The 21,053-nt window shown below is 61.7% G+C and carries 18 protein-coding genes and 4 tRNA genes; 4 read left to right on the top strand and 18 right to left on the bottom strand.

Translation table 11 applies throughout. The features are described 5' to 3' along the window. Nucleotide 1: 1 nt before the first annotated feature. A complete protein-coding gene (locus tag VQ071_RS22205) occupies nt 2–1,573 on the top strand; it encodes a glycine betaine ABC transporter substrate-binding protein (protein ID WP_340516417.1) in 1,572 nt (523 codons plus the stop codon). A gap of 17 nt (nt 1,574–1,590) precedes the next feature. On the opposite strand, the gene fdhD is transcribed toward VQ071_RS22205, so the two are convergent. From fdhD to VQ071_RS22160, 9 genes are all read right to left on the bottom strand, one after another. Then, a complete protein-coding gene (gene fdhD / locus VQ071_RS22200; protein WP_340516416.1) occupies nt 1,591–2,382 on the bottom strand; it encodes a formate dehydrogenase accessory sulfurtransferase FdhD in 792 nt (263 codons plus the stop codon). Between the two features lie 21 nt (nt 2,383–2,403). Continuing rightward, entirely contained in the window at nt 2,404–4,758 is a 2,355-nt protein-coding gene (locus VQ071_RS22195) for an FdhF/YdeP family oxidoreductase (protein WP_340516415.1), read from the bottom strand. A gap of 263 nt (nt 4,759–5,021) precedes the next feature. Next, the gene (locus VQ071_RS22190) at nt 5,022–5,243 is read right to left on the bottom strand and encodes a hypothetical protein (RefSeq protein ID WP_340516414.1); all 222 of its coding nucleotides are present in this window, start codon (nt 5,241–5,243) and stop codon (nt 5,022–5,024) included. Further along, nucleotides 5,240–6,349, bottom strand: a complete 1,110-nt coding sequence (locus tag VQ071_RS22185; protein WP_340516413.1) for a GerAB/ArcD/ProY family transporter — start codon at nt 6,347–6,349, stop codon at nt 5,240–5,242. The genes VQ071_RS22190 and VQ071_RS22185 overlap by 4 nt, the downstream gene beginning before the upstream one ends. A gap of 39 nt (nt 6,350–6,388) precedes the next feature. Further along, nucleotides 6,389–7,588, bottom strand: a complete 1,200-nt coding sequence (locus VQ071_RS22180) for a Ger(x)C family spore germination protein (protein WP_340516412.1) — start codon at nt 7,586–7,588, stop codon at nt 6,389–6,391. Further along, nucleotides 7,588–9,135 carry a spore germination protein gene (locus VQ071_RS22175; protein WP_340516411.1) on the bottom strand — a complete coding sequence of 516 codons (1,548 nt, stop codon included), beginning with the start codon at nt 9,133–9,135 and terminating at the stop codon, nt 7,588–7,590. Before VQ071_RS22175 ends, VQ071_RS22180 begins: the two co-directional genes overlap by 1 nt. A gap of 52 nt (nt 9,136–9,187) precedes the next feature. Next, on the bottom strand, nt 9,188–10,306 hold the full coding sequence (locus VQ071_RS22170; protein ID WP_340516410.1) for a glucuronyl esterase domain-containing protein: 1,119 nt from the start codon (nt 10,304–10,306) through the stop codon (nt 9,188–9,190). A 598-nt stretch (nt 10,307–10,904) separates the two neighbouring features. Next, a tRNA-Leu gene (locus VQ071_RS22165) sits at nt 10,905–10,990 on the bottom strand. 83 nt (nt 10,991–11,073) lie between these two features. Continuing rightward, nucleotides 11,074–11,148 (bottom strand) — tRNA-Glu (locus VQ071_RS22160). Between the two features lie 149 nt (nt 11,149–11,297). On the opposite strand from VQ071_RS22160, the gene corA reads away from it, so the two are divergent. Beyond that, complete coding sequence (gene corA / locus VQ071_RS22155; RefSeq protein WP_340516409.1) at nt 11,298–12,239, top strand: magnesium/cobalt transporter CorA; 942 nt, start codon at nt 11,298–11,300, stop codon at nt 12,237–12,239. Nucleotides 12,240–12,934: 695 nt separating this feature from the next. Here corA and VQ071_RS22150 read toward each other — a convergent pair. The 3 genes from VQ071_RS22150 to VQ071_RS22140 all read right to left on the bottom strand — a co-directional run bounded on the left by VQ071_RS22150 (nt 12,935) and on the right by VQ071_RS22140 (nt 13,685). Further along, a tRNA-Ser gene (locus tag VQ071_RS22150) sits at nt 12,935–13,025 on the bottom strand. A 4-nt stretch (nt 13,026–13,029) separates the two neighbouring features. After that, nucleotides 13,030–13,105 (bottom strand) — tRNA-Asn (locus VQ071_RS22145). A gap of 79 nt (nt 13,106–13,184) precedes the next feature. Then, nucleotides 13,185–13,685 (bottom strand): SprT family protein, encoded by a 501-nt coding sequence (locus tag VQ071_RS22140; protein WP_340516408.1) that lies wholly within the window; start codon nt 13,683–13,685, stop codon nt 13,185–13,187. Nucleotides 13,686–13,789: 104 nt separating this feature from the next. Here VQ071_RS22140 and VQ071_RS22135 point away from each other — a divergent pair, with 104 nt between their 5' ends. Together VQ071_RS22135 and cmpA are read left to right on the top strand one after the other, a co-directional pair. Further along, nucleotides 13,790–14,146, top strand: coding sequence for a hydrolase/acyltransferase (locus VQ071_RS22135; RefSeq protein WP_340516407.1), 357 nt, complete (start codon nt 13,790–13,792; stop codon nt 14,144–14,146). 127 nt (nt 14,147–14,273) lie between these two features. Beyond that, nucleotides 14,274–14,411, top strand: coding sequence for a cortex morphogenetic protein CmpA (gene cmpA / locus VQ071_RS22130; protein ID WP_340516406.1), 138 nt, complete (start codon nt 14,274–14,276; stop codon nt 14,409–14,411). Between the two features lie 129 nt (nt 14,412–14,540). On the opposite strand, the gene VQ071_RS22125 is transcribed toward cmpA, so the two are convergent. The 6 genes from VQ071_RS22125 to VQ071_RS22100 form a co-directional block, all read right to left on the bottom strand. After that, nucleotides 14,541–16,733 carry a Tex family protein gene (locus VQ071_RS22125; protein ID WP_340516405.1) on the bottom strand — a complete coding sequence of 731 codons (2,193 nt, stop codon included), beginning with the start codon at nt 16,731–16,733 and terminating at the stop codon, nt 14,541–14,543. A 128-nt stretch (nt 16,734–16,861) separates the two neighbouring features. After that, nucleotides 16,862–17,476, bottom strand: a complete 615-nt coding sequence (locus tag VQ071_RS22120; RefSeq protein ID WP_340516404.1) for a TetR family transcriptional regulator — start codon at nt 17,474–17,476, stop codon at nt 16,862–16,864. A 150-nt stretch (nt 17,477–17,626) separates the two neighbouring features. Further along, on the bottom strand, nt 17,627–17,977 hold the full coding sequence (locus VQ071_RS22115; RefSeq protein WP_090114400.1) for a type II toxin-antitoxin system PemK/MazF family toxin: 351 nt from the start codon (nt 17,975–17,977) through the stop codon (nt 17,627–17,629). Between the two features lie 3 nt (nt 17,978–17,980). Next, nucleotides 17,981–18,262 carry a CopG family ribbon-helix-helix protein gene (locus tag VQ071_RS22110; protein WP_090114402.1) on the bottom strand — a complete coding sequence of 94 codons (282 nt, stop codon included), beginning with the start codon at nt 18,260–18,262 and terminating at the stop codon, nt 17,981–17,983. A gap of 148 nt (nt 18,263–18,410) precedes the next feature. After that, complete coding sequence (gene alr / locus VQ071_RS22105) at nt 18,411–19,595, bottom strand: alanine racemase (protein WP_340516402.1); 1,185 nt, start codon at nt 19,593–19,595, stop codon at nt 18,411–18,413. Between the two features lie 175 nt (nt 19,596–19,770). After that, nucleotides 19,771–20,898 (bottom strand): LolA family protein, encoded by a 1,128-nt coding sequence (locus VQ071_RS22100; RefSeq protein ID WP_340516400.1) that lies wholly within the window; start codon nt 20,896–20,898, stop codon nt 19,771–19,773. Between the last annotated feature and the right edge of the window lie 155 nt (nt 20,899–21,053).

Here is a 21,053-nt window from a genome sequence, read left to right as displayed (position 1 = left end):
CATGAATCTCTGGGACGTATTCGTCAACCGGCGCGACGACATCGTACGCGCCACGCTCGAGCATCTGCAAATCTCGTTCGTCGCGCTGCTCATCGCCATCGTCATCTCCGTGCCGGCGGGCCTCGCGCTGACGCGCTACCGCAGGCTCGCCGCGCCGATCATCGGCCTGACCTCGCTGTTCCAGACGATCCCGAGCCTCGCCCTGCTCGGATTCATGATCCCGCTGGTCGGCATCGGCCGGGTGCCGGCCGTCATCGCGCTGACGGTGTACGCGCTGCTGCCGATCCTCCGGAATACGTACACCGGCATCATGAACGTGGAGAAGCCGATCAAGGAAGCGGGCATCGGCATGGGCATGACGTCCCTGCAGGTGATGTGGCGCATCGAGCTGCCGCTCGCGCTCAGCGTCATCATGGCGGGCATACGCACCGCGACCGTCATGGTGATCGGGGTGGCGACGCTGGCTTCGCTGGTCGGCGCCGGCGGTCTGGGCGATCTCATCTTCCGCGGCATCTCCACGGTCAACACCGAGCTGATCCTCGCGGGCACGATCCCCGCCGCGCTGCTCGCCCTGCTGCTCGACTTCCTGCTGGAGCGGATGGAGCGTGCGGTCACGCCGCCCGGCATCCGGCCGGCGAGCCGGCGGCGCAGCCATCCGTTCATGCGCGGCGTCGAGATCGCGCTCGGCGTACTGCTCGTCGCGGCAATCGCGACGAGCCTGATCGGCAACGGGCGGTTCGGCTTCGGAGGCGGCGGTGCCGACACCGTGACGGTCGGGGGCAAAAACTTCACGGAGCAGGACGTGCTCGTCCATATGCTCGCCTCCCTGATCGAAGCGAAGACGGACCTCAAGGTCGTGCGCAAGCCTTTCCTCGGCGGGTCCCAGGTGACGCACAGCGCGCTGACGAGCGGCAGCATTGACCTGTACCCGGAATATACGGGAACCGGCTGGTCCTCGGTGCTGGGCGAAGCGCCGGTCGTAGGCGAGCCCCAGCTCACCTACGACAAGGTCAAGGCAGCCTACAAGACGAAGTTCGGCGTCACCTGGCTGGCGCCGCTCGGCTTCAACAATACGTATACGCTGGCCATGCGGGCGGACAAGGCGGAGCAGCTCGGCATCGCGACCATGTCGCAGCTGGCCGCGCGTTCTCCCGGGCTGCGGCTCGGCGCGACGCATGAATTTCTCGAGCGCGACGACGGCTTCAAGGGGCTGCAGTCGGCCTATGGCATGCGCTTCAAGACGGTGACCGGACTCGATGCGGGCTTGACCTACGGCGCCGTGAAGGAGGGCACGACCGACGTCAACGACGCCTTCTCGACCGACGGGCGCATTCAGGCGTTCAAGCTGAAGGTGCTGGAGGACGACCGGCACTTCTTCCCTCCCTACTACGCGGCGGTCGTCATCCGCGACGATACGCTGCAGGCGCATCCCGAATTGGCTGAGGTGCTGGGACTGCTGGCCGGAAAAATCGACGACAAGACGATGTCCGTGCTGAACGGGAAAGTCGATCTGGAACGCAAAGAGCCCCGCGCGGTGGCGGAGCAGTGGCTGAGCGAGCAAGGGCTGATCTGACGGCCGGACGGAGCCCTCTATTCGAAGCGGATGCGATGCGGATGCGTGTAGACGTTCAGCGCGTCCGCGCGTATAAAACCGACGCATGTAATGCCGAGATCTTCGGCCAGCTGCAGGGCGAGATCGGTGGGCGCGGATTTGGACAGCAGCAGCGGGCAGCCGATCTTCGCGGCCTTCAGCACGACCTCGGATGACAGGCGGCCGCTGAAGACGATGACGCTGTTGCGGGCGGAGAGCCGGTTGCGGATGCAATGGCCGAACAGCTTGTCGAGCGCATTGTGCCGGCCGATGTCGGAGCGGATCTCGGCTGCGCCCGATTCGTCGGCCAGTGCGGCATTGTGGACGCCGCCCGTGGCCATGAATGCAGTCGAGCCCGCCTGCAGCATACGCATCAATTCGAAGCAGCGCTCGGCCGGAATCTGCAGTCCGCCGGACAGCGTTCTGGCCGTTCTGGCATCGTTGTGAAAATAAAATTGCCGGCTCTTGCCGCAGCAGGAGCCGATCATCCGCTTCGAATAAAAGTCCTTGCCGGTGGCTTGCGGACGGACGAGCTCGACGCGGGCAAAGCCGCCCTCCTCGTCAAGCGTCAGCGAACGGATGTCGTCAAAGACGCGGATGACGCCTTCGGAGCCAAGAAATCCGACGACCAGGTCGGTCAGGTCGCCCGGCGAGCAGACGATCGTGGCGAACTCATCGCCGTCGACGATCAGCGTCAGCGGATATTCGGAGGCCACATCGTCCTGCAGCTCGCTGATCCGGCCCCCCTTGATTCTCGTTGCGGTCCATTTAACGCTCGCGGGTCGCTCCATGCCGTCGTTCCTCCCTGCCGCTCACTCCGGCATATCGATGTCCAGTTCCTCGATCCGTCTCTCGACGTAACGCGTGTCCTTCAGCGCATGGTACGTCTCCGCCTTTTCCACGACGACTGCCGTGTTGTACTCGGGGATGCCCGCATGCGGCTCGTAGACGCCCCTCGGGAAAAGCATGTTGCCTTCCGGCCAGTACAGCTCGATATTGCCTGCGGCGATCGCCTCCGTCTTGGCCCTGCCGTGGAAAACGCCGTGGCGGTTGTAGACGACGATCGCGTCGCCTTCCTGCACCCCAAGCCCCTCCGCGTCGCCCGCGTTCATCAATACGTCGTACCGCCCGGCGCCGTTGAACGGATCGATGCCGCCGTAGATCATCGAATTGAACTGCTTGCCGCGCCGCGTCGTCGCGTAATACCGGCCCTCGGGCTTGCGCAGCTCCGGCAGCTCGATCGGGATGAGTCTCCCCCTGCCGTCCGGCGTCGGGAACTCCCCGGCCTCGCAGAGCCAGGCGCCGCCCCACTGGAAGACGTCGCCCCGCTTGCTCAGGTGCTGGATGCCGTCGTAGTTCGGCGCGGCCGCGGCGATCTCTTCGCGTATGTGATCGGCATCCCTGAAGGCGATGCGCTCGCGCCGCTCCGGTCTGATGCGCGATGCCAGCTCCATATAAATCTCCCACTCCGGCCGCGCCTCGGCGATCCGCGGACCTGCGATCTCCGGCGAGAAGTAGACCATCCGCTCCGTCGACGTGGACGTGCCGCCGCCGGGCTGCTCGTAGCGGGTCATGGCGGGCAGCACCCATACCTCCTCCCGCGCGTCCGCGAGCGTCGACGTATTGAGCACGATATCCTGATGCACGCGCACATCGACGTTTTCCAGACAGCGCCGCACGAAGTCCGGATCGGGCATCGTCTCCAGGAAGTTGCCGCCGGACGTGTAGAACACCTTGAGCCGGCGCTCGTGGTCGTCCGGCAGCATGGCATTCTCGAGCGATACGCCGACGATGTCGCCCTGCCAGCGCGGCAGCTCGAAGCCCCACTGCGCTTCGATCCGCGCCACATGCTCCGCCTGGAAGTCCCCTCCGGGCAGGCTGAACGGATCGGCACCCATCTCGCCCGAGCCCTGGACCCCGCTATGCCCCCGGATCGGCATGACGCCGCAGTGCTCCCTGCCGATGAACCCGCGCAGGAGCGCCAGATTGGCCACCTGCGAGATATTGTCCGTGCCGAAGCGGTGCTGGGTCAGCCCCATGCTCCAGACGAACACGCCGCTGCGCGAGCCCGCCAGCAGCGCCGCGAACTCCGCCATCCGCTCGCGGGACAGGCCCGACGACCGCTCCAGCGCTCCCCAATCCTGCTTGCGCACATGCACCTCCAACGCTTCGAGCCCGTTCGCATGAGCTTGGACGAACGCATGGTCGATCGCCGAGCCGGGAGCGGCGTCCTCCATGTCGAACCAATGCTTCATCACGCCGTTCATGAACGCGATGTCGCCGCCGATGTTGACCTGATAGAAGTCGTCGGCCAGCTTCGTGCCGAACAAGGCCGATTCGGGAATCGACGGCACCCAGTAGCCTTCCATCGCCGGCTCGCGGTACGGATTGATGACGATGATCTTCGTGCCCTTGCGCTTGGCCGCGTACATGTACTTGGTCGACACCGGCTGGTTGTTCGACGCGACGCTCCCCCAGAATACGAGCACATCCGTGCCGATCCAGTCCTTGTAGTTGCAGCTCGAGGCGCCGATGCCGAGCGACCGCTTCATCGCGGTCTTGGACGGCGAATGGCAGATGCGCGACGCATTGTCGATATTGTTCGTGCCGATCAGACGGGCGGCCTTGGCCGCTGCATAATACGATTCGTTGGTGATGCCGCGTGCGGTGAGATAGAACGCCAGCTGCTTCGGATCGATCTCCCCGATCTTGGCGGCGATACGCGTCAGCGCCTCCTCCCAGCTCGCGCGGCGGAAGGCGCGTTCTCCCTTCGCGCGCACGAGCGGGTACGGAATCCGCCCCAGCTTGCGCAGCTGTGCGCTGTCCATTTTCCCAAGCTCGCCGATATCGGCATGGAGAATGTCCGGCTTGATGGCTCCCATCGTGTTCAGGCGCAGCACGTTCAGCCGGGTCGTGCACAGATGCGGACCCATGAGCGTCTGATCGTAAAGACCGGACACGCCCAGCGCGCATCCGTCGCATACGCCCTGCGTCAATATTCTGTAGGCATAAGGCAGATTGTCGCGATTGTCCCAGACGACCTTCATCGTATCTCGAATATGGTGCGGCTTCTGTCTTCCCAGGCCGAACGGGACCTTGCTCACCCACAGCTTGGGTTCCGGTCGTCCGGGCAGCTTCGTGCGTCCTGAATGTTTGGTGTTGCCCATCGTCGTCTACCTCCGCCGCCAGTGAAGTCCAAAAGGCCGCACGGCTCGAAGCAGCTCGCTGCTCCGCGACATGCGGCTTTGTGAATAGGTTTATTTTAGCAGGTTGCCCGTTCGGTCGGCAAGCGTTTTCATGATGGGTTGGGCAGCGCTCTCCGCTGTAGTCGTCAGCTTGCTGCTGTCGGTGCCCCGCTTGTTTTGGCGAGGGATGCCCATGTTTCTGGTTGTACCCTCTTTTCTTGCGCAGGGTTTGGCGCCGCCTGTGCTCACTTGCCGAGCAGCGCCCGCTCCAGCGGTCCGAACGCCGCCTGAATCCACTGGGCGAGCTGGAACCGGTCCCACTCGGCGTACAGCACTTCGCTTATCGCCAGCATGATCGCGATCGAGCCGAATACGACGTACCAGGTGCTGCGCTTGCGTTTGCGGCGATGCAGATAGCTGCCCTCGGCCGTGGCGATCGCGGCGAACAACAGACAGATCGCGATCATTCGGGAGCCTCCTGCCGCGAGGCGCCGAACGCCCTGCGCATCGTATCGACGGCATAGTAGATAATCGGAACCAGCTCCGCAAGCATGAACAGCGTCAGGATGCCGCCCCTGAGCATATTGTTGAACTGGACATTCGACTTGACGATGACGAGCGAGCAGACTGCAATCAGCAGCGTCACCGGGAACACGAACGGCTTCGAATCCCGCTGCCGGCACGAGAGCGACAATATCAAGCATATGTTGAAAACGATAAAGCCCATTTTGACGAAAATACTGATCAGCCACAACGCGATGAGCGCCGGGTCCAGCGTCTCTAGAAAGGAGCCGCTGCGCATAAAGCGGAGCATCTCCAGCTCCGGATAGTTGATCTTGGTGGTCAGCTCCGGGCCGAAAATAAGCAGCAGCGGCACGACATGCATCAGCACCACGATGACGGCGATCGCCATCGACTTGAACAATGTGCGGAACGTATCGCGACGGTTGGCGAGATAAGGGAAAATCAGCAATATAAACGACATCTCGCCGAACACAGAAGCGGTGTAGTAGGTCGAGGGCCAGCACTCGCGCAAGCTGAAATGCGTCACAAGCCCGCGCGCGGAAAACCAGTGGAAATTGTTGCCGACCATAAACGGAATCAGAACGAAGGACAGCAGGCTGATGAAAAAAATACCCTCGGCTGCGCGAAATACCGACTTGACGCCGAAGCGGACGGTATAGGCGACACAGAGCCCGCATAGCCCCGCAATCGCCCATGACGGCGTGCTGACCAGGTAAAATTGCACGAGCACGTCCTGCAGCTCCCACATATTGATGATCGCGATCAAAAAGTTGGCGAGTCCGATAAAGTAGAGCAGCGGATAATGCAGCCAGCGTCCGATGATCTCCGACCCGTATTCGATGAAAAAGCGGTCGGGCCGGCGCAGCGCCAGCCGATAAGCGATATACGCCGGCACCAGACCCAGCAGCCCGCCGGCCAGAATGCCCAGCGGCGCGTTGAAGCCGCTGGATTGCAGCATGATGCTGAGCATAAACGCAACCATGGTCGAAAACAGATGCAGCGCAAACAGCTTGAGCAATTGGCCTTGCGTCACAGATTGCAGCTCCACTTGTACACCTCTCTTCCGGCTGGTCTCTCCGCCCGCCCGCTATGGCTTCTCCGGCGTCCCGTCGTCCAAAAAGCTTGTGCGCAACGATTCCGTCGAGGAACCGACCCGTCGCAGCTGAATGACCGAATCCACGTTCACCTCGAGCCGATCTTTATAGTAGGCTCTCCAATTGCCTTTTATTTTTTTCCATTCGCGCGGATATTGCACGGATATATACCTGGCAAAGTTAAACGCGTCGGTCTCCGCCGCCTTCGATTGCTCGAGCACACGCTGCACGGTTTTGTCCGCCATCAGCTTGATCTCCTGTTCCAGCCTTTCAATATTCGCCGGCTTGTTCAGATCGATGGTCGAATCCGAAGCGATGATGCCGACATGGGATGTCGATCTGACGAAAATGCCGAGCCCGCTTTTCGTGCGGTACGGCTTGATCTCCATATGGAAGGAGGTCGTATAAAATCCTATGTTTCTCCCGTCCGTAGGCGATTGGATACTGTAGGTGTACTGCTTCAACTGGCCGGTCACCACCCGTACAGCCGACGCCTCCTCCGGGGTCAGCAGCGCCGCGAGCTTGCCCTTGCGGAGAAGTACGCAGCCGGACGTGCCGACGCTCGGTCCCGCACCGCTCTTGGGCATCGCGCCGTCGAACCGCAAAATCGGCAGTGCGCCGTCTCCCCCGTTCGCTTTGTCAAACATCAGGTCCTTGACCGTCGTACTCAGTATTTGATGGTTGCGCACATAGCCGTTCAGTACAGTCACAAAAAAGCGCTCGAACGAGTCCGGCATGTCCGCCACCTTGGACTTCGCCAGGCCGTTCACCATAAACAGGTTTGTGTTGAGTCGCAAAAACGGGTTGCGGGCGACGAACTCCAGCACCGGCTCGATCCCCTCGCGCACGAAGCGCTCCCCCATCACAATGCTATGCGTCTGCCCGAACGCAACCCGCCGCGGGATATCGCCCTGAATTTTTTGCAGCGCGTCCTCGAGCGAGACCCCGGACCGCGTGACGAAGGCGGTAGGACGCTGATTGCCTCCGCCCCCCGTCCCGCCGGTCTGCCCGGGAATCAGCCGGTTCGTCAGCGGAATGCCCAACGTCAGTTCGATGCCCTCATCCGTGCGGTCCACGACAATCACGCTCACGAACGCCCGATTGTTCAGCTCGTTGGACGACCAGCAGCCTGCGAGCGGCAGCGCCAGCGCAGCCGCCGCGAGCAGCCCGGCCACCCGGCCTAGCGCCGCCATCACTCTGCGTCCTCCCCTTCTTGCTTGACCCATGACCTTGCGCTGCGGAGCTGCCTGATCCGGTTGACGGCCGCCGCCGTCGGCGGTCGCCTCAGCATATGCCACCAGGGCGCGCGGAACAGCGTATCCTTGATCGCGCTCGTCACCTGAGGAGCGATCGGCGACAAATAAGGCGTGCCGAACGATTGCAGATTGAGCATATGCACATAGATGAGGATCATCCCGCAGGCGATGCCGAAAATGCCGAATGCGCCCGCCAGCAGCATCATCGGAAAGCGCAGCAGCCGAAAGGACAGCCCGAGGTCGAAGTTCGGAATAATAAAGGAAGCGATGCCGGTGAGCGAGACGATGATGACCATTGCGGCGGATACGATGCCGGCCTGCACGGCCGCCGTGCCGATAATCAGTGCGCCGATGATCGATACGGCCTGGCCGATCGACTTGGGAATGCGGACGGATGCCTCCCGCAGCGCCTCGAACGCAATTTCCATCATCAGAGCCTCCATAAGCGCGGGGAACGGCACGACCTCCCGGGACGCGGATACCGAGATCAGCAGGTTGAACGGGATCATCTCCGGATGGAACGTCGTAATCGCAATATAAAAGGAAGGCAGCAGCAGCGAGGTCGCCAGGAAGACGAAGCGAATCCACCTGATCCACGACGCCGCGATAAAGGGCTGGTAGTAGTCCTCGGCCGATTGCAGCATCATATAAAAACTGACCGGTGCCAGCAGCGTGATCGGCGTATTGTCGACGACGATGGAGATTCTGCCCTCCAGCAAGGAGGCGGCGACTGTGTCAGGACGCTCGGTATATTGGATCTGTGGAAACGGTGATGAGGGGCTGTCTGCGATCGCTTCCTCAATATAGTTCGAGCCGAGCACGCCGTCGATGTCGATACATCCGATACGGCGCTTCATCTCCCGCACGAGCGAGGATGGGCAGATATTGTCCATGTAGATGAGGATGACGGCCGTGCGCGTCTCCCTGCCGATCAACAGCCGTTCCGTCTTCAGATGACGACTGCGGATGCGACGCCTGATCAGGGTCAGGTTCGTATCCAGGCTCTCTACAAACGCCTCGCGCGGCCCGCGAATGACCGACTCGTTGGGCGCCTCCTCCACCGCTCGTTTCTCAAACTTCGCAAAGGGCAGCTCCAGCAGACGCTGATCGCCGTCCGCGAGCAGCAGACCGCTGCCGTCCAATATCGCCGCCATGGCGGCATCCGGCTCTGTCAACGTCCGGCAGCCGGACATCGGCAGGCGATGCTCCGAGAACAGTCTGGACACATCGCCGTCCCAATCTCCGCTCGCCGTCAGCAGCGGCTCCAGCAGATGCTCCTCGGCATCGCGATAATCGAACATCTCGCGCAAATAGATCAACGCGCATCGCAAGCCGCCGCCAATAGCGAACTCATAAAAAACGACGTCCGAGCATGCGGAAAAGCTGCGCTTGAACCAAGCCAGCCTCTCCTCAAGCCCCGACGTCACCGGATAATCGTCACAATCGCCCGACGCAGCCGCCGCGGCGTTTTTAAACGTACTCACAGCGCTTCCCCTCCGCGATGCCATGATTTACATAGCATCCTCCGCGCGAAGGTTAAATATTCCGAAACGGACCATTGTCCGCAAAATCCATAAACCGGTCCCAATCGTAGACCGTCAGATCGTGAACGCCGGTGCGCAAGTGATAGCCCATGCGCTCGCCGAAGAGCGGCGTGTCCGGGTCCGGAAACGGCGCGTCCTGCAGTCCGCGATACCCGTATAACCGGTAGACGGGTGCGGCGTGAATCAGCGAGGCGAACTCGGCGCTCGGATCGGCCCATTCGTCCTCGGTTGCGCTCGCCACATAGACGGGGCGCGGCGCGATGGCGGCGACCAGCATATGCTGGTCGACGGGCAGCTCCTCCTCGCGGCCGGCGAACGCATGGTAGTTGGCGCTGAACCAATGAGGGAACTGCGCGTTAATATCGCGAATCGTCTCCCCGCGCTTGCCGCGCGAGATCGCCGCGCCCGTGCAGCCGGATTCATTGCTGACGACGAACGCGAATCGCTCGTCGACGGCTCCCGCCCACAGCGCGGCCTTGCCGCCCCGCGAATGGCCCACCACCGCGACGCGGGAGGCGTCGATATCGGGGTCCGACTCGAAGTAGTCCATCGCCCGGCCGGCGCCCCATGCCCATGCCGCGATCGTCGCCCAGGCGTCGGCGGGACGTTCTTCGCCCTCGAAGCGGTCGAACAGGCCGTGCACGCCGTTGCGGAAGCCGTCGTCGAAGTCGGGATCGACCTCTTCGACATCCAGCACGGCCGCCGCATAACCGCGCGCCACAATTCGATCCGCGGGCCAGAAGGGGGTGTCGCCCGCGTCCGGTTCGTCGCCTGCCAAGGCGCCCCGATTGTTGAGCAGCAGCAAGACGGGAGAGGGCCCCCGCCGATCGCTGGGGAGGTACAGCAGCAGGCGAATACGGCCCGCTCCTCCTGCGCCCTCAAAACGGATCTCCACCTGCTTGCGGACGGCGGCGCCCGCCATCACGTCAGTTGTAACCGCCGTGTGAAAAGTCTGCGAGGCCGGCCGCCCGACCGGTTCCCTCCCGTATACATGCTCACGGAATAAGTCCATAATCTCCGGACGCCGCTTCTCCCGCCAATCGTCGGCCGTCCCAATCCGCTCCCCACCCTGCGTCACAAGCACGTCCGGCAGCCCGCGTTCCTTTGTCATCGTCAGCGCCCCCTCGTTGCCGGCGCTTCGGCAGAGTCAAGACTGTAAACCCTATCATTCTGTTGTGGCAGAGCACCAGTTCCTGTGAATAGCTCACTCATCCTCATGATCATCCGCCATTCTCCCTTCATGCTCTCGTAATCGCCATTCTGAAAGTCCCTCTGGGTCGTCTGTATGAGTTATTATAGCGCTTTCGCAAAATGGAGTCGGTGAATTTCTTCTTTTTTATTCAATTGCTAGCGTTAAATCTTCTTATAAAAAAAACGAATAAGAGAGGCAATTCGCCCCTCCATCGACAAAATAGAGTACTTTAAATATACTCGACTTTCGTCGATAGTGTATCTCCGCACAAACCTAAAGATTATGTAAGAACGTCTTTGTCACTCTCAGTATTCGACTACAGCCGATCCGTATGCGCACGTCATAAAGAAGTCAAGCCGGGCGACAGTGGACAAGCGTGACCTGCGCACAGGTACGAATGGAAAGCTCGCTCCCACGAACAAAAACAGGAACAAGCATTTCCTCCGAATCGGATTCTCTCCGCTTCGATAAAAATAAAAAATCCCTTGCTGCGCAAGGGATCTCGTCATTTAAGTTATGGTGCGGTCGAGAGGACTCGAACCTCCACGGTATTGCTACCGCCAGCCCCTCAAGCTGGTGCGTCTGCCATTCCGCCACGACCGCATATTGTAAGTCTTCCCGTTCTCCAAGCGGCAGTGCGAGGAAACCGTTAAATCCTATGAAACCATCATCCGGTATTGCTGAAGTGGTGACCCGTGGGGGAATCGAACCCCCGTTACCTCCGTGAAAGGGAGGTGTCTTAACCGCTTGACCAACGGGCCGCATTAGTATCGAATCGCTTGTTTACCGACATCTCTTTCGGACGACAAAAATGATTATATAACATGGATTCGGGAATGGCAAGCGTCTTTGCATACTTTTTTAAAAGTTTTTTTGTGGTGTATGATAACAGCAGGAGAGGAGTACCGCGATGACCCAAATGCTACTGTTCGATACCGCAACACAAAGCGTCAACGAGTCGTCCGTGCGTATGCCCGGAGACAATGAAGTTGCCTGGGTGCCGCTGATCGCAGCCTCCCAGGAGGAGATCGAGCATGTGCTGCGAGATGTGTTCGGCTGCCACCCGCTGATCGTCGAGGACTGCGTCAAGCTGGACCAGCGCCCCAAGCTCGACCGCTACGACAAGCATCTGCTGCTCACCTTCTTCGAGGTCGGCCACGATCTGTCGACCGTCGAGATGGAGCATGTCATCGGTCCGAATTACGTGATCACGGTCGCACCGCAATCCGCCGGCTCGGTCGAGGCGGCAGGACGCGACTTCCGTGCCGCGCCGGAGCGCTATATGCCATTCTCCGGCGCCATCCTCTACCGGCTGCTCGACCGCTGCGTCGACGACTACGCCGAATTGACCGACAAGGTGGAAAATGTGCTGGACAAGCACGAGCGCGCCGTCTTCCGCAATCCGCATGTGAAAATCGCGGGTGACGTGTTCCGGCTCAAGCGCAAGCTCCATACGGTCAGGCGGATCATGGCGGAAGAAAAAGCGGCGCTCGCGCAGCTCACCCACCAGCAGTTCCCGTATTCGCGCGCCGAGGCGGATGTGTACTTCATCGATATTTACGATCATATCTCCCGCGTGCTCGATTCCATCGACGGCTTCCGCGAATCGCTGTCCGGCCTGCTCGAGCTGCAGCTGAACATGAAGTCCGATCGCATGAACGAGATTATGAAGACGCTCACGATCGTCAGCTCTATCTTCCTGCCGCTGACGTTCGTCGTCGGCCTGTACGGCATGAACTTCCTGCATATGCCCGAGCTGCGCTGGAGGTACGGCTATCCTGCCGTGCTGCTGGTCATGCTGATCATCGCCGGTTCACTATGGGCGTATTATAAAAGGAAGAGGTGGCTGTGAGGCTCGGACGGTGCGGGCGGTTAGGTTCGGAGATGTGGGCCGGTGAGGCTCGCCGGATAGCGCAGGCTACAAGGCTCGGGCGGTGCATTGCGCCGCTCCAACCTGATGCTCCCACAGTGGGCGGTCCCTCCTGTAGGGCGCTTTTCTCGCTTACAGCACAGTCCGCAGCCGTTGCTCCTCCTGCAACGGCGTTTTTCTCGCTTGCAGCGGGCGCCCCCTTCGTAGCAGCGCATTTCTCGCTTACAGCGTAGTCCACCATCGTTGCCCCTCCTCCAACGGTGGTTTTCTCGCTTACAGCGGCGGCTCGCTTCTGTAACGGCGCTTTTCTCGCTTACAGCACGGTCCGCCGTCGTCGTTCCTCCTGTAACGGTGTTTTTCTCGCTTACAGCGGGCGCTCCCTCCTGTAGCCGCGCTTTTCTCGCATACAGCGCAGTCCACCATCGTTGCCCCTCCTCCAACGGTGGTTTTCTCGCTTACAGCGGCGGCTCGCTTCTGTAGCGGCGCCTATCTCGCTTGCAGCACCCTCCAGCTACCTCGGTCCTTCCGCAGCGTCACATTTCTCGCTTACAGCGGCGGCTCCCTCCTGTAGCCGCGCCTATCTCGCTCACAGCACAGTACGCTCCCCTCGCCGCTCCAAAAAAAAGCAAATGCAAAAAAGGACCGCCTCTCGGCAGTCCTTCGTCATGTCACTATGGTGGCGGAGAGAGAGGGATTCGAACCCTCGCACCACTTGCGCAGTCTAACCCCTTAGCAGAGGGTCCCCTTGAGCCACTTGGGTATCTCTCCATGTTGGCTCCCCGAACAGGACTCGAACCTGTGACAACTCGATTAACAGTCGAGTGCTCTACCAACTGAGCTATCAGGGAACGTTTTTTCCAAAAGCGACATTGATTAATTTATCATAAGCCCACAATTGAGTCAAGCATTGTCGGGCATTTTTTTAAATTAATTTTGCACGGCCATTTCCGGAAGGCGGGAAGCCGCCTCCGGCGCGGCTTCTTCGAGCTTCAGCTTGCCTCTGCAGCGGCCGCAGACGTACTTGCGCGGGTCGGTCTTGCGCTTGCGCGGGTAGGACATGCCGCAGGCGTGGCAGACGAGATGGTAGCGGACCGGCAGACTGCGCCGCGCCCCCGGAAGCGCCTGGCAGTAGAGCGTCGCCCCCACCTGGGCGAGCAGCGCCTTGAACTCGGCATCGCGATGGCGATAGCCCCGTCCGAGCAGATGCAGATGGTAATGGCACAGCTCATGCTTGATGATGCGCTCGGTCTCCTCGCTGCCGTTGATCTCGAGCTGATGCGGGCTGATCTCGATATGATGGCTCTTCGTGAAGTAGCGTCCTCCCGTCGTTCGCAGTCTGCCGTTGAAGGTCGCCTTGTGGAGGAATGGCCTGCCGAACCAGCGGAGCGACAGCTCCTCCACCCAATGCTGCAATTCAAGGTTGTTCATGGCACGAAGCCGCCTTCCTGGCCAAGCCTGATTGTACTTGAATTGTAGTCACGGGTTGGGCTACACTGTCAAGTAGAATTTGCCGAGGGGAGAACGTCCGAGCCATGCCCGATATGACCTATGTACTGCTGCAGCGAGCCGATGGCAGCCTCTTGTTCGTCGAGATGCCCGCCACGCACGCCTACCAGCTCAGCGCCCTGAACCTGAGACTTCACAAGGAGCTGTCCAAGCTGACCGCCGACAACATTCCTGCGCTCCCGCGAGCCGTCGCCGAGATCGGCCGTCTGGAGCTGTTCGAGGGAGCGGCCGAGCGTGCCGACGGCATGACCTACATCAATGAGCTCGAAGCCGCCTTCGCTTCCGTGCGAGAGAGCGCCTATCCGCTCGTGTCGCTGCTGACGGAGATCCGTGCGCTGCAGGCGCAGCTTGAGCAATGGTATGAGGAAGAAGGCTTGATCTAAGCGCCGCTGCCGCCGTTCGACCCGGCGTCCTTATTTTTGCGCGGCAACCTGCAGTCGGACCTGCACGACCCGCCCCTCCGCTCCATAAGGTAGAAGTACAGCATGACAGTGGAGGAGGACGACGGCTATGCCGCAATGGCTGTGCAATCAGATGATGAGGGCTTATCAGAAGAAGGATCGCCGCCAGATCAAGATGCTGAACGATTGCTGGTTTTTCTACTACCGCCAGCCCGCGAAGGATGCGGCCGCCGGTCCCCGTCAATAATACGTGCCGATCAGAACCTCATACCTATCGATAAAAAAGACAGCCGCCCCCGATACGCGCGCAGACCTTGCTGCGCCGCATCCGGGGCGGCTGTTCGTATTCGCACTTCGACTGACCGCGAAGAACCCGTCAGGCTTCGGCCGGTCCCTTCATCGTCAGACTGACGCGTCCCTTCTTCAGATCGACGCCCATGACCCACACCTTGACCGTGTCGCCTACGGCGACGACTTCGGTCGGGTGCTTGACGAACCGGTTGCTGATCTGGGAGATGTGTACGAGACCGTCGTTCTTGATGCCGATGTCGACAAAGGCGCCGAAGTCGACGACATTGCGGACCGTGCCGGTCAGCTCCATCCCCGGCTTGAGGTCCTCGATATCGAGCACGTCAGTATGGAAGATCGGCGGCGGCAGCTCGTCCCGCGGATCGCGTCCGGGCCGCTGGAGGCTGTCCAGAATGTCGCGCAGCGTCGGCACACCCACACCAAGCTCAGCGGCCGTCTGGGCCGCATCTACGCCGCGCAGGCGCTCTTTGACGTCGTCGTCGCCGAGGCGGTCGAGCTTCAGGCCGAGCGCCTTGAACAGCTTGTCCACGACGCCGTACGACTCCGGATGGATTGGCGTGCGGTCGAGCGGATGGCTGCCTTCGGTGATGCGCAGGAAGCCCGCGCATTGCTCGAACGCCTTGGCGCCGAGCCGCGGCACCTTCTGCAGCTGCTTGCGGTCGGTGAACTTGCCGTTCTCCTCGCGCGCCTTGACGATGTTCTTGGCGAGCGTGGCGTTGATGCCCGACACGTACGACAGCAGCGAAGGCGAGGCCGTGTTCACGTCGACGCCGACGTGGTTGACCGCCGACTCCACGACGCCGCCGAGGCTCTCGTCGAGCCGCTTCTGCGACACGTCGTGCTGGTATTGCCCGACCCCGATCGCCTTGGGCTCGATCTTCACGAGCTCCGCGAGCGGGTCCTGCAGCCTGCGGGCGATCGACACCGCGCTGCGTTCGGCGACGTCCAGATCCGGGAACTCCTCCTGCGCGAGCTTGGACGCCGAGTAGACGCTGGCTCCCGCCTCGTTGACAATCAAGTACTGGAGTCCCCGCTCAGGCAGACCCTTGATGACCGACACGACGAACTGCTCCGTCTCCCGTGAGGCCGTGCCGTTGCCGACGACGATGAGCGTCACGCCGTACTCGCCGATGAGCCTGCGGAACAGCGCCTCGGCCTCCGCCTTCTTGTTGTGCGGCGGTGTCGGGTACGACACCGCCACCTCGAGCAGCTTGCCCGTGTCGTCCACGACGGCAAGCTTGCAGCCCGTGCGGTACGCCGGATCGACGCCGAGCACGACCTGGCCTTTGACCGGCGGCTGGAGCAGCAGATTGCGCAGATTCTCGGAGAAGATCGAGATCGCGTGCTCCTCCGCCTTGTCCGTCAGCTCGCCCCGCAGCTCGCGCTCGATCGACGGCGCGACCAGCCGCTTGTAGGCATCCTCGGCCGCCGCAGCCAGCGCGTCCCGGGCCGGAGACGGCCCGCGCAGCGTTCGCCTGTGCAGCTCGGCCACGACGCGCTCAACCGGCACCTCGAGGCCGACGGCGAGCACGTCCTCACGCTCGCCCCGGTTGATCGCGAGCACGCGATGCGGCGGCAGGCGCTTGACCGGCTCGCTGTACTTGTAGTACATCTCGTAGACGGACTCGGCTTCGGCGTCCTTGGCCTTGCTCTGCAGCACGCCGTGGTCCCAGGTGAAGCGGCGCACCCACTTGCGGATGTCCGCGTCGTCCGCGATGCCCTCGGCCACGATGTCCATCGCGCCCTGGATCGCCTCCTCCGCGCTGCCGACGCCCTTCGCCGCGTCGACATACCGGGCTGCCTCGCGCAGCAGATCGCCCTGGCGCGGCTGGGACAGCATCCAGCCCGCCAGCGGCTCAAGCCCGCGTTCCTTGGCGACGCTCGCTCTCGTCTTGCGCTTTTGCCGGTACGGCCTGTACAAGTCCTCAAGCTCCTGCAGCTTGACGGCGGCGGCGATCGCGGCCGACAGCTCCGGCGTCAGCTTGCCCTGCTCGTCGATCAGGCGCAGCACCTCGCCCTTGCGGTCCTCGAGCTGCTTCAGGTAGCCGCGCCGCTCCTCGATGGCCCGCAGGACGTTCTCGTCGAGCTCGCCGGTCATCTCCTTGCGGTAGCGGGCGATGAACGGGATCGTATTGCCTTCGTCGAGGAGGCCGGCCACCGTGCGGACCTGGGCGGGCTTCAGCCCCAGCTCCGAGGCGATCTGGGCGATCATGCGCTCCGCGGCGCGGCGCGCGTCCTCCGTCGTAGTCGCTTCATTCATCACATGCGCAACTCCTTTTCATATTCCATGCTTCGTAAGTTCGCTCAAGTTCTGCGGTTGGCCCCGAAGCTCATGCTTGCTCTCATCTTAACAAAAGACGCCTCCCGCAGGAAGCGTCGTCAAAGTCGCTATATCGCCTCAGCCCTGTCGTCCGCTTCCGGGCAGCCGAGCGCGGCCAGCACGAACGCAGTCAGATCCTCGCACAGATGCTCCTCATCCGGCGCCGGCTCGGACAGCACCGGATCGAAGTAATTGAACTCGCGGCGATACATAATGCCGCCCCAGATGTAGAGGAAGGCGCTGTCGAGCGAGCGATAATGGAACACGCCCTGCCGCTTGCCCTCCTCGAGCAGCGATCTCAGCTTCCCCCATACCGGAATGAGGTACTCCCGGATCAAGTCGCGTCTGGCCGTCTCTCCGCCGATCTCATTCTGAATAACGCGGATCAGCTCGGGATCCTGCGCCTGGAAACTCACAATCTCGCGGATCACGATCTTAAGGCCGGCTACCGGTTCCAGCGGAGCCGCGGCCGTCTCCCGCACAAGCTCGATTGGAAAAAAGGCGTCGAGCAGCGCCTCGAACAGCTTGTCCTTGCCTTGAAAATAATAGGAAACGAGAGCGGGATTCGTATCCCCTTCCAGCCCGATCTCTCTGACCGTCGTCCCGTCAAAGCCTTTGCGCGCGAACAATCGCTTGGCGGCCAGCAATATTCGCGTTCTTGCATCTGAATCGTAGGTAGCCATAACCCCTCCACGACGGAGAAGCTTTAGCGCTTCACCGCATTATATCTATTATGCAGGAAAGTGCCAGAGGGAAGCAAGAGAATGATGATCCGGCGAAGTCGAATTTTGCATAAAAAAAGAACGATTCCCTCTTTCCCGGGAACCGTTCTGTTAAAAATCGATCAATCCGACGCTGATCAGCAGCGCTTCGTCCACCTTGCGCATCATCTCTTCGTCCAGATGCGTGATCTTGTCCGTGAGACGCTGCTTGTCGATCGTGCGGATCTGCTCGAGCAGCACCACCGAATCGCGCTCCATCCCGTGCTCCTTGGCCTCGATCTCGACATGCGTCGGGAGCTTCGCCTTCTGAATCTGGGCCGTGATCGCGGCTACGATCACCGTCGGGCTGAACCTGTTGCCGATATCGTTCTGAATGACGAGCACCGGACGTACGCCGCCTTGCTCGGAGCCGACGACAGGCGACAAGTCCGCGTAGAACACATCCCCGCGTTTGACGATCAATCGCTACACCCCGCTCACGAGCCGGCCGAGCGTGCTCTCGGCGTCTTCCTCGGCATGGAACGCTTCGGACGCCATGTTCAGGTTGATCTTGGCCATCTCCAGGTATCCCCGCTGCATTGCGTCGCGGATCAGTCGCTTTTTCCTGTCTACCAGATACTGCTTCATCGCCTGGCGGACGACCTCGCTGCGGTTCGAATTCTCGTTCGCAGCTACATAATCGACCTCACGCAGCAGATGATCGGGCAGACTGATCATAATCCGCTTCGTATTGTGCAAATTGGCCACCGAACACGCACCCCCAAAATAATTCCATCCTGCAATAATTTCCAGTATCCCGTACCGCGAAAGGAAATATACGACTAACCAATACCATTCGCGCATGCTGCGACGCATTCCTGCTTGACAGCCTGAAAAAATGTCGAACCCGCCTCGCCTAGCGGACGAGCAGCGGATTCACGACGTCAACGATCTCTCCGCCCCGCACGTACACTCTCGGCACGCGCGCAGCCACCATGCAAGTCACTTCATAATTGATCGTGCCCAGCCGATCGGCCAGCTCCTCGACCGGCAGCTCCGCGTCTCCTTGGCGGCCGAACAGCACGACCTCCTCGTCCGGCTCCCAAGCGGGGCCGTCACCGGCGGGGCCATCCTCCAGCCGGACCATGCATTGGTCCATGCAGATCGATCCGACGACCGGATGACGCCGTCCGCGGACCAGCACCTCGGCCTTGCCGGACAGCATCCGGCTGTAGCCGTCGGCATACCCGACCGGCAGCGTGCCGATCCGCTCCGTCTTCTCCGTCACGTATCTCGTGCCGTAGCTGATGCCCTCGCCGGCGCTCAGCGTCTTGACGTGGGCGAGCCGGGTGCGCAGCGACATCACCGGCTGCAGCGCGATCTCGTCCCGGCGGACCTCGCCGCTCGGATACAGACCGTACATGCCGATGCCCAGACGCAGCATGCCCCCCACATGGGGCGGCAGGTCGATGCCCGCGGCGGTATTGCCGGCATGGATGAGTCCGATCGGCAGCTGCGCGCGCCGGACGTAGTCGACGACCGAGCCGAATCGCTCGGCCTGCATCGCCGTGTACGTCTTATCCGCTTCGTCCGCCTTCGCGTAATGCGTATACATGCCCTCGACAGCGAGCTGCGGCAGCTGCAGCGCTCTCTCGAGGAAGCGCTCGGCCGCAGGCCCGGGCAGCACGCCGAGCCGCCCCATGCCGGAATCGATCTTGATATGGGCCTTCAGCTTCGGCCCCGCAGCGGACATCCGCTCGATCGCGTCCAGCTGGTCCTCGCGGTACAGCGTCACGGTGACGCCGCGCGCGCGCGCGGCCTCGAACGCCGCGGCGGGCGTCAGCCCGAGCACGAGCACCGGCGTGTCGAGGCCGGCATCGCGCAGCTGAAGTGCTTCGTCCAGAAAAGCGACGCCCAGATAGTCCGCGCCCGCCGCAACGGCGGTACGCGCAGACCAGACCGCGCCATGGCCGTATGCGTTGGCCTTCACCGAGGCGAGCAGCCTCGTGCCCGGAACCAGACGCGATCTGAAGGCCGTCACGTTGTCGTGCATCGCATCCAGCGAGATCACGGCTGCGGTCGGTCTGTAATACCCTTCCACCTTGCGTCACCTACTTCTGCCAGAACCCTAGCTTGCTAATAAGGTTATGTTACCGGGTGAGGTGCTTACTGTCAACGCAATCGCGCCAGCCAATGGTTGGCTGCGGCATCTCAGCGATGCCAAAAAACCGGTCTTAGGACCGGTTTTTTGGATAATCGCATGCAGGCGGCTTGCATTATTTGCCGGACTGATCGACGAGCGCCTGCGCGACGCGCGCCATATCCTCGGGCGGCAGGTCCACCGTCGTCAGACGATAGTCCATGCCGTCGTACGTCCAGGACAGCGACTGCGTGTCGTCCTCGGTCAGGAAGCCGACCGTGAAGCCGAGGTCGATCGCCCTCGTCTCCGCCTGCGCCGAGACGGCGCGGTCGCGGGACTTGGACTCGATGATCGAGAAATCATACGTGCCGCTGTAGCGGAGCATGACGCCCTGCACGCCGTCACCAAGCTGCACGTCGAACGGCGCTTCAACCTGCGTGACGCCTTCCGGCAGCATGAGCGGGTCCGGCTCGATCGCCGCCAGCTCGGCGCCGTCGTCCGTGCCGCCGGATACGCCTGCATCCGGATCGGCCGAGGTCGGGTCCGCCGCGCCGTCCACAGCGCCGCTCGCCTGCGGCGAAGCCTGGCCGTCCGCACCGGTCGTGCTGGCGCCGCCCTTGGGCGCCGTCGCCAGATTCTGCTGCATGTCGAACGCGGACTTGTCGAACTTCTTGCCGAATTCGAAGCTGTCGAACTTCACGTCCACCAGCACGTTCGAATTCGTGTCGGTCACCTCGACCTGCTGCGGCGAATAGTCGTTCTTGTCCAGCCAGATCTTCTGGCGGGCGAAGGAGCCGTTCTGATAGTTGCCGGCCATGACGTTGAACACATAGGAGTCCTTTTCGGACGCGAACTGCCGCGAATTGTCCACCGTAATGCTGTGGAGCAGCGTCTGCAGCAGGTACACTTGGCCCTGGTTGTCCGGCCAGTCGCTCTGGAAGCGATAGCTCTTGTTCAGACTCGGCGTCAGGACGAACACGCCGTCGTCGTTGCGAAGCACGATCTGCGTGACGGCGCGGCTCTCGCTCGTGAGGGCGACGCGGTAAAATTGAGGCTTCTGATACCACACCTCGACCTTGTAGGCTTGCGGCTGCTGGCCGCTGTGCAGCGTCATGACCCCGCTGGCCTGATAGCTGTCCATCTTGTCCGACAACTTGCCAAGATCCTTCACGACCGAATCGGCACTCTTGCCTGCGCCGCATCCCGACAGCAACGTCGCGATGAGCACTACGGCGGCCGCGATCCACGGCAGCTTGCGAAGCATCACATCAACCCCTCTGCGATTGGTTAGTCCATGCTTCATTCCTATGAAGGGACTTGGCCGAATATGCAGACAAGGTTGACGAGCTTTCTTCAGGCGGATCGACTTGTTGCGGAGTCTTCCGCAGCAGACTCGCTGACCGATTTATTATAGATCCA

Origin of the sequence: Cohnella sp. 56 (genome assembly GCF_037963805.1) — a bacterium.
Classification (GTDB): domain Bacteria; phylum Bacillota; class Bacilli; order Paenibacillales; family Paenibacillaceae; genus Cohnella.
Note: the sequence above shows the minus strand (reverse complement) of the source record. Positions and strands in the feature narration are given on the sequence as shown.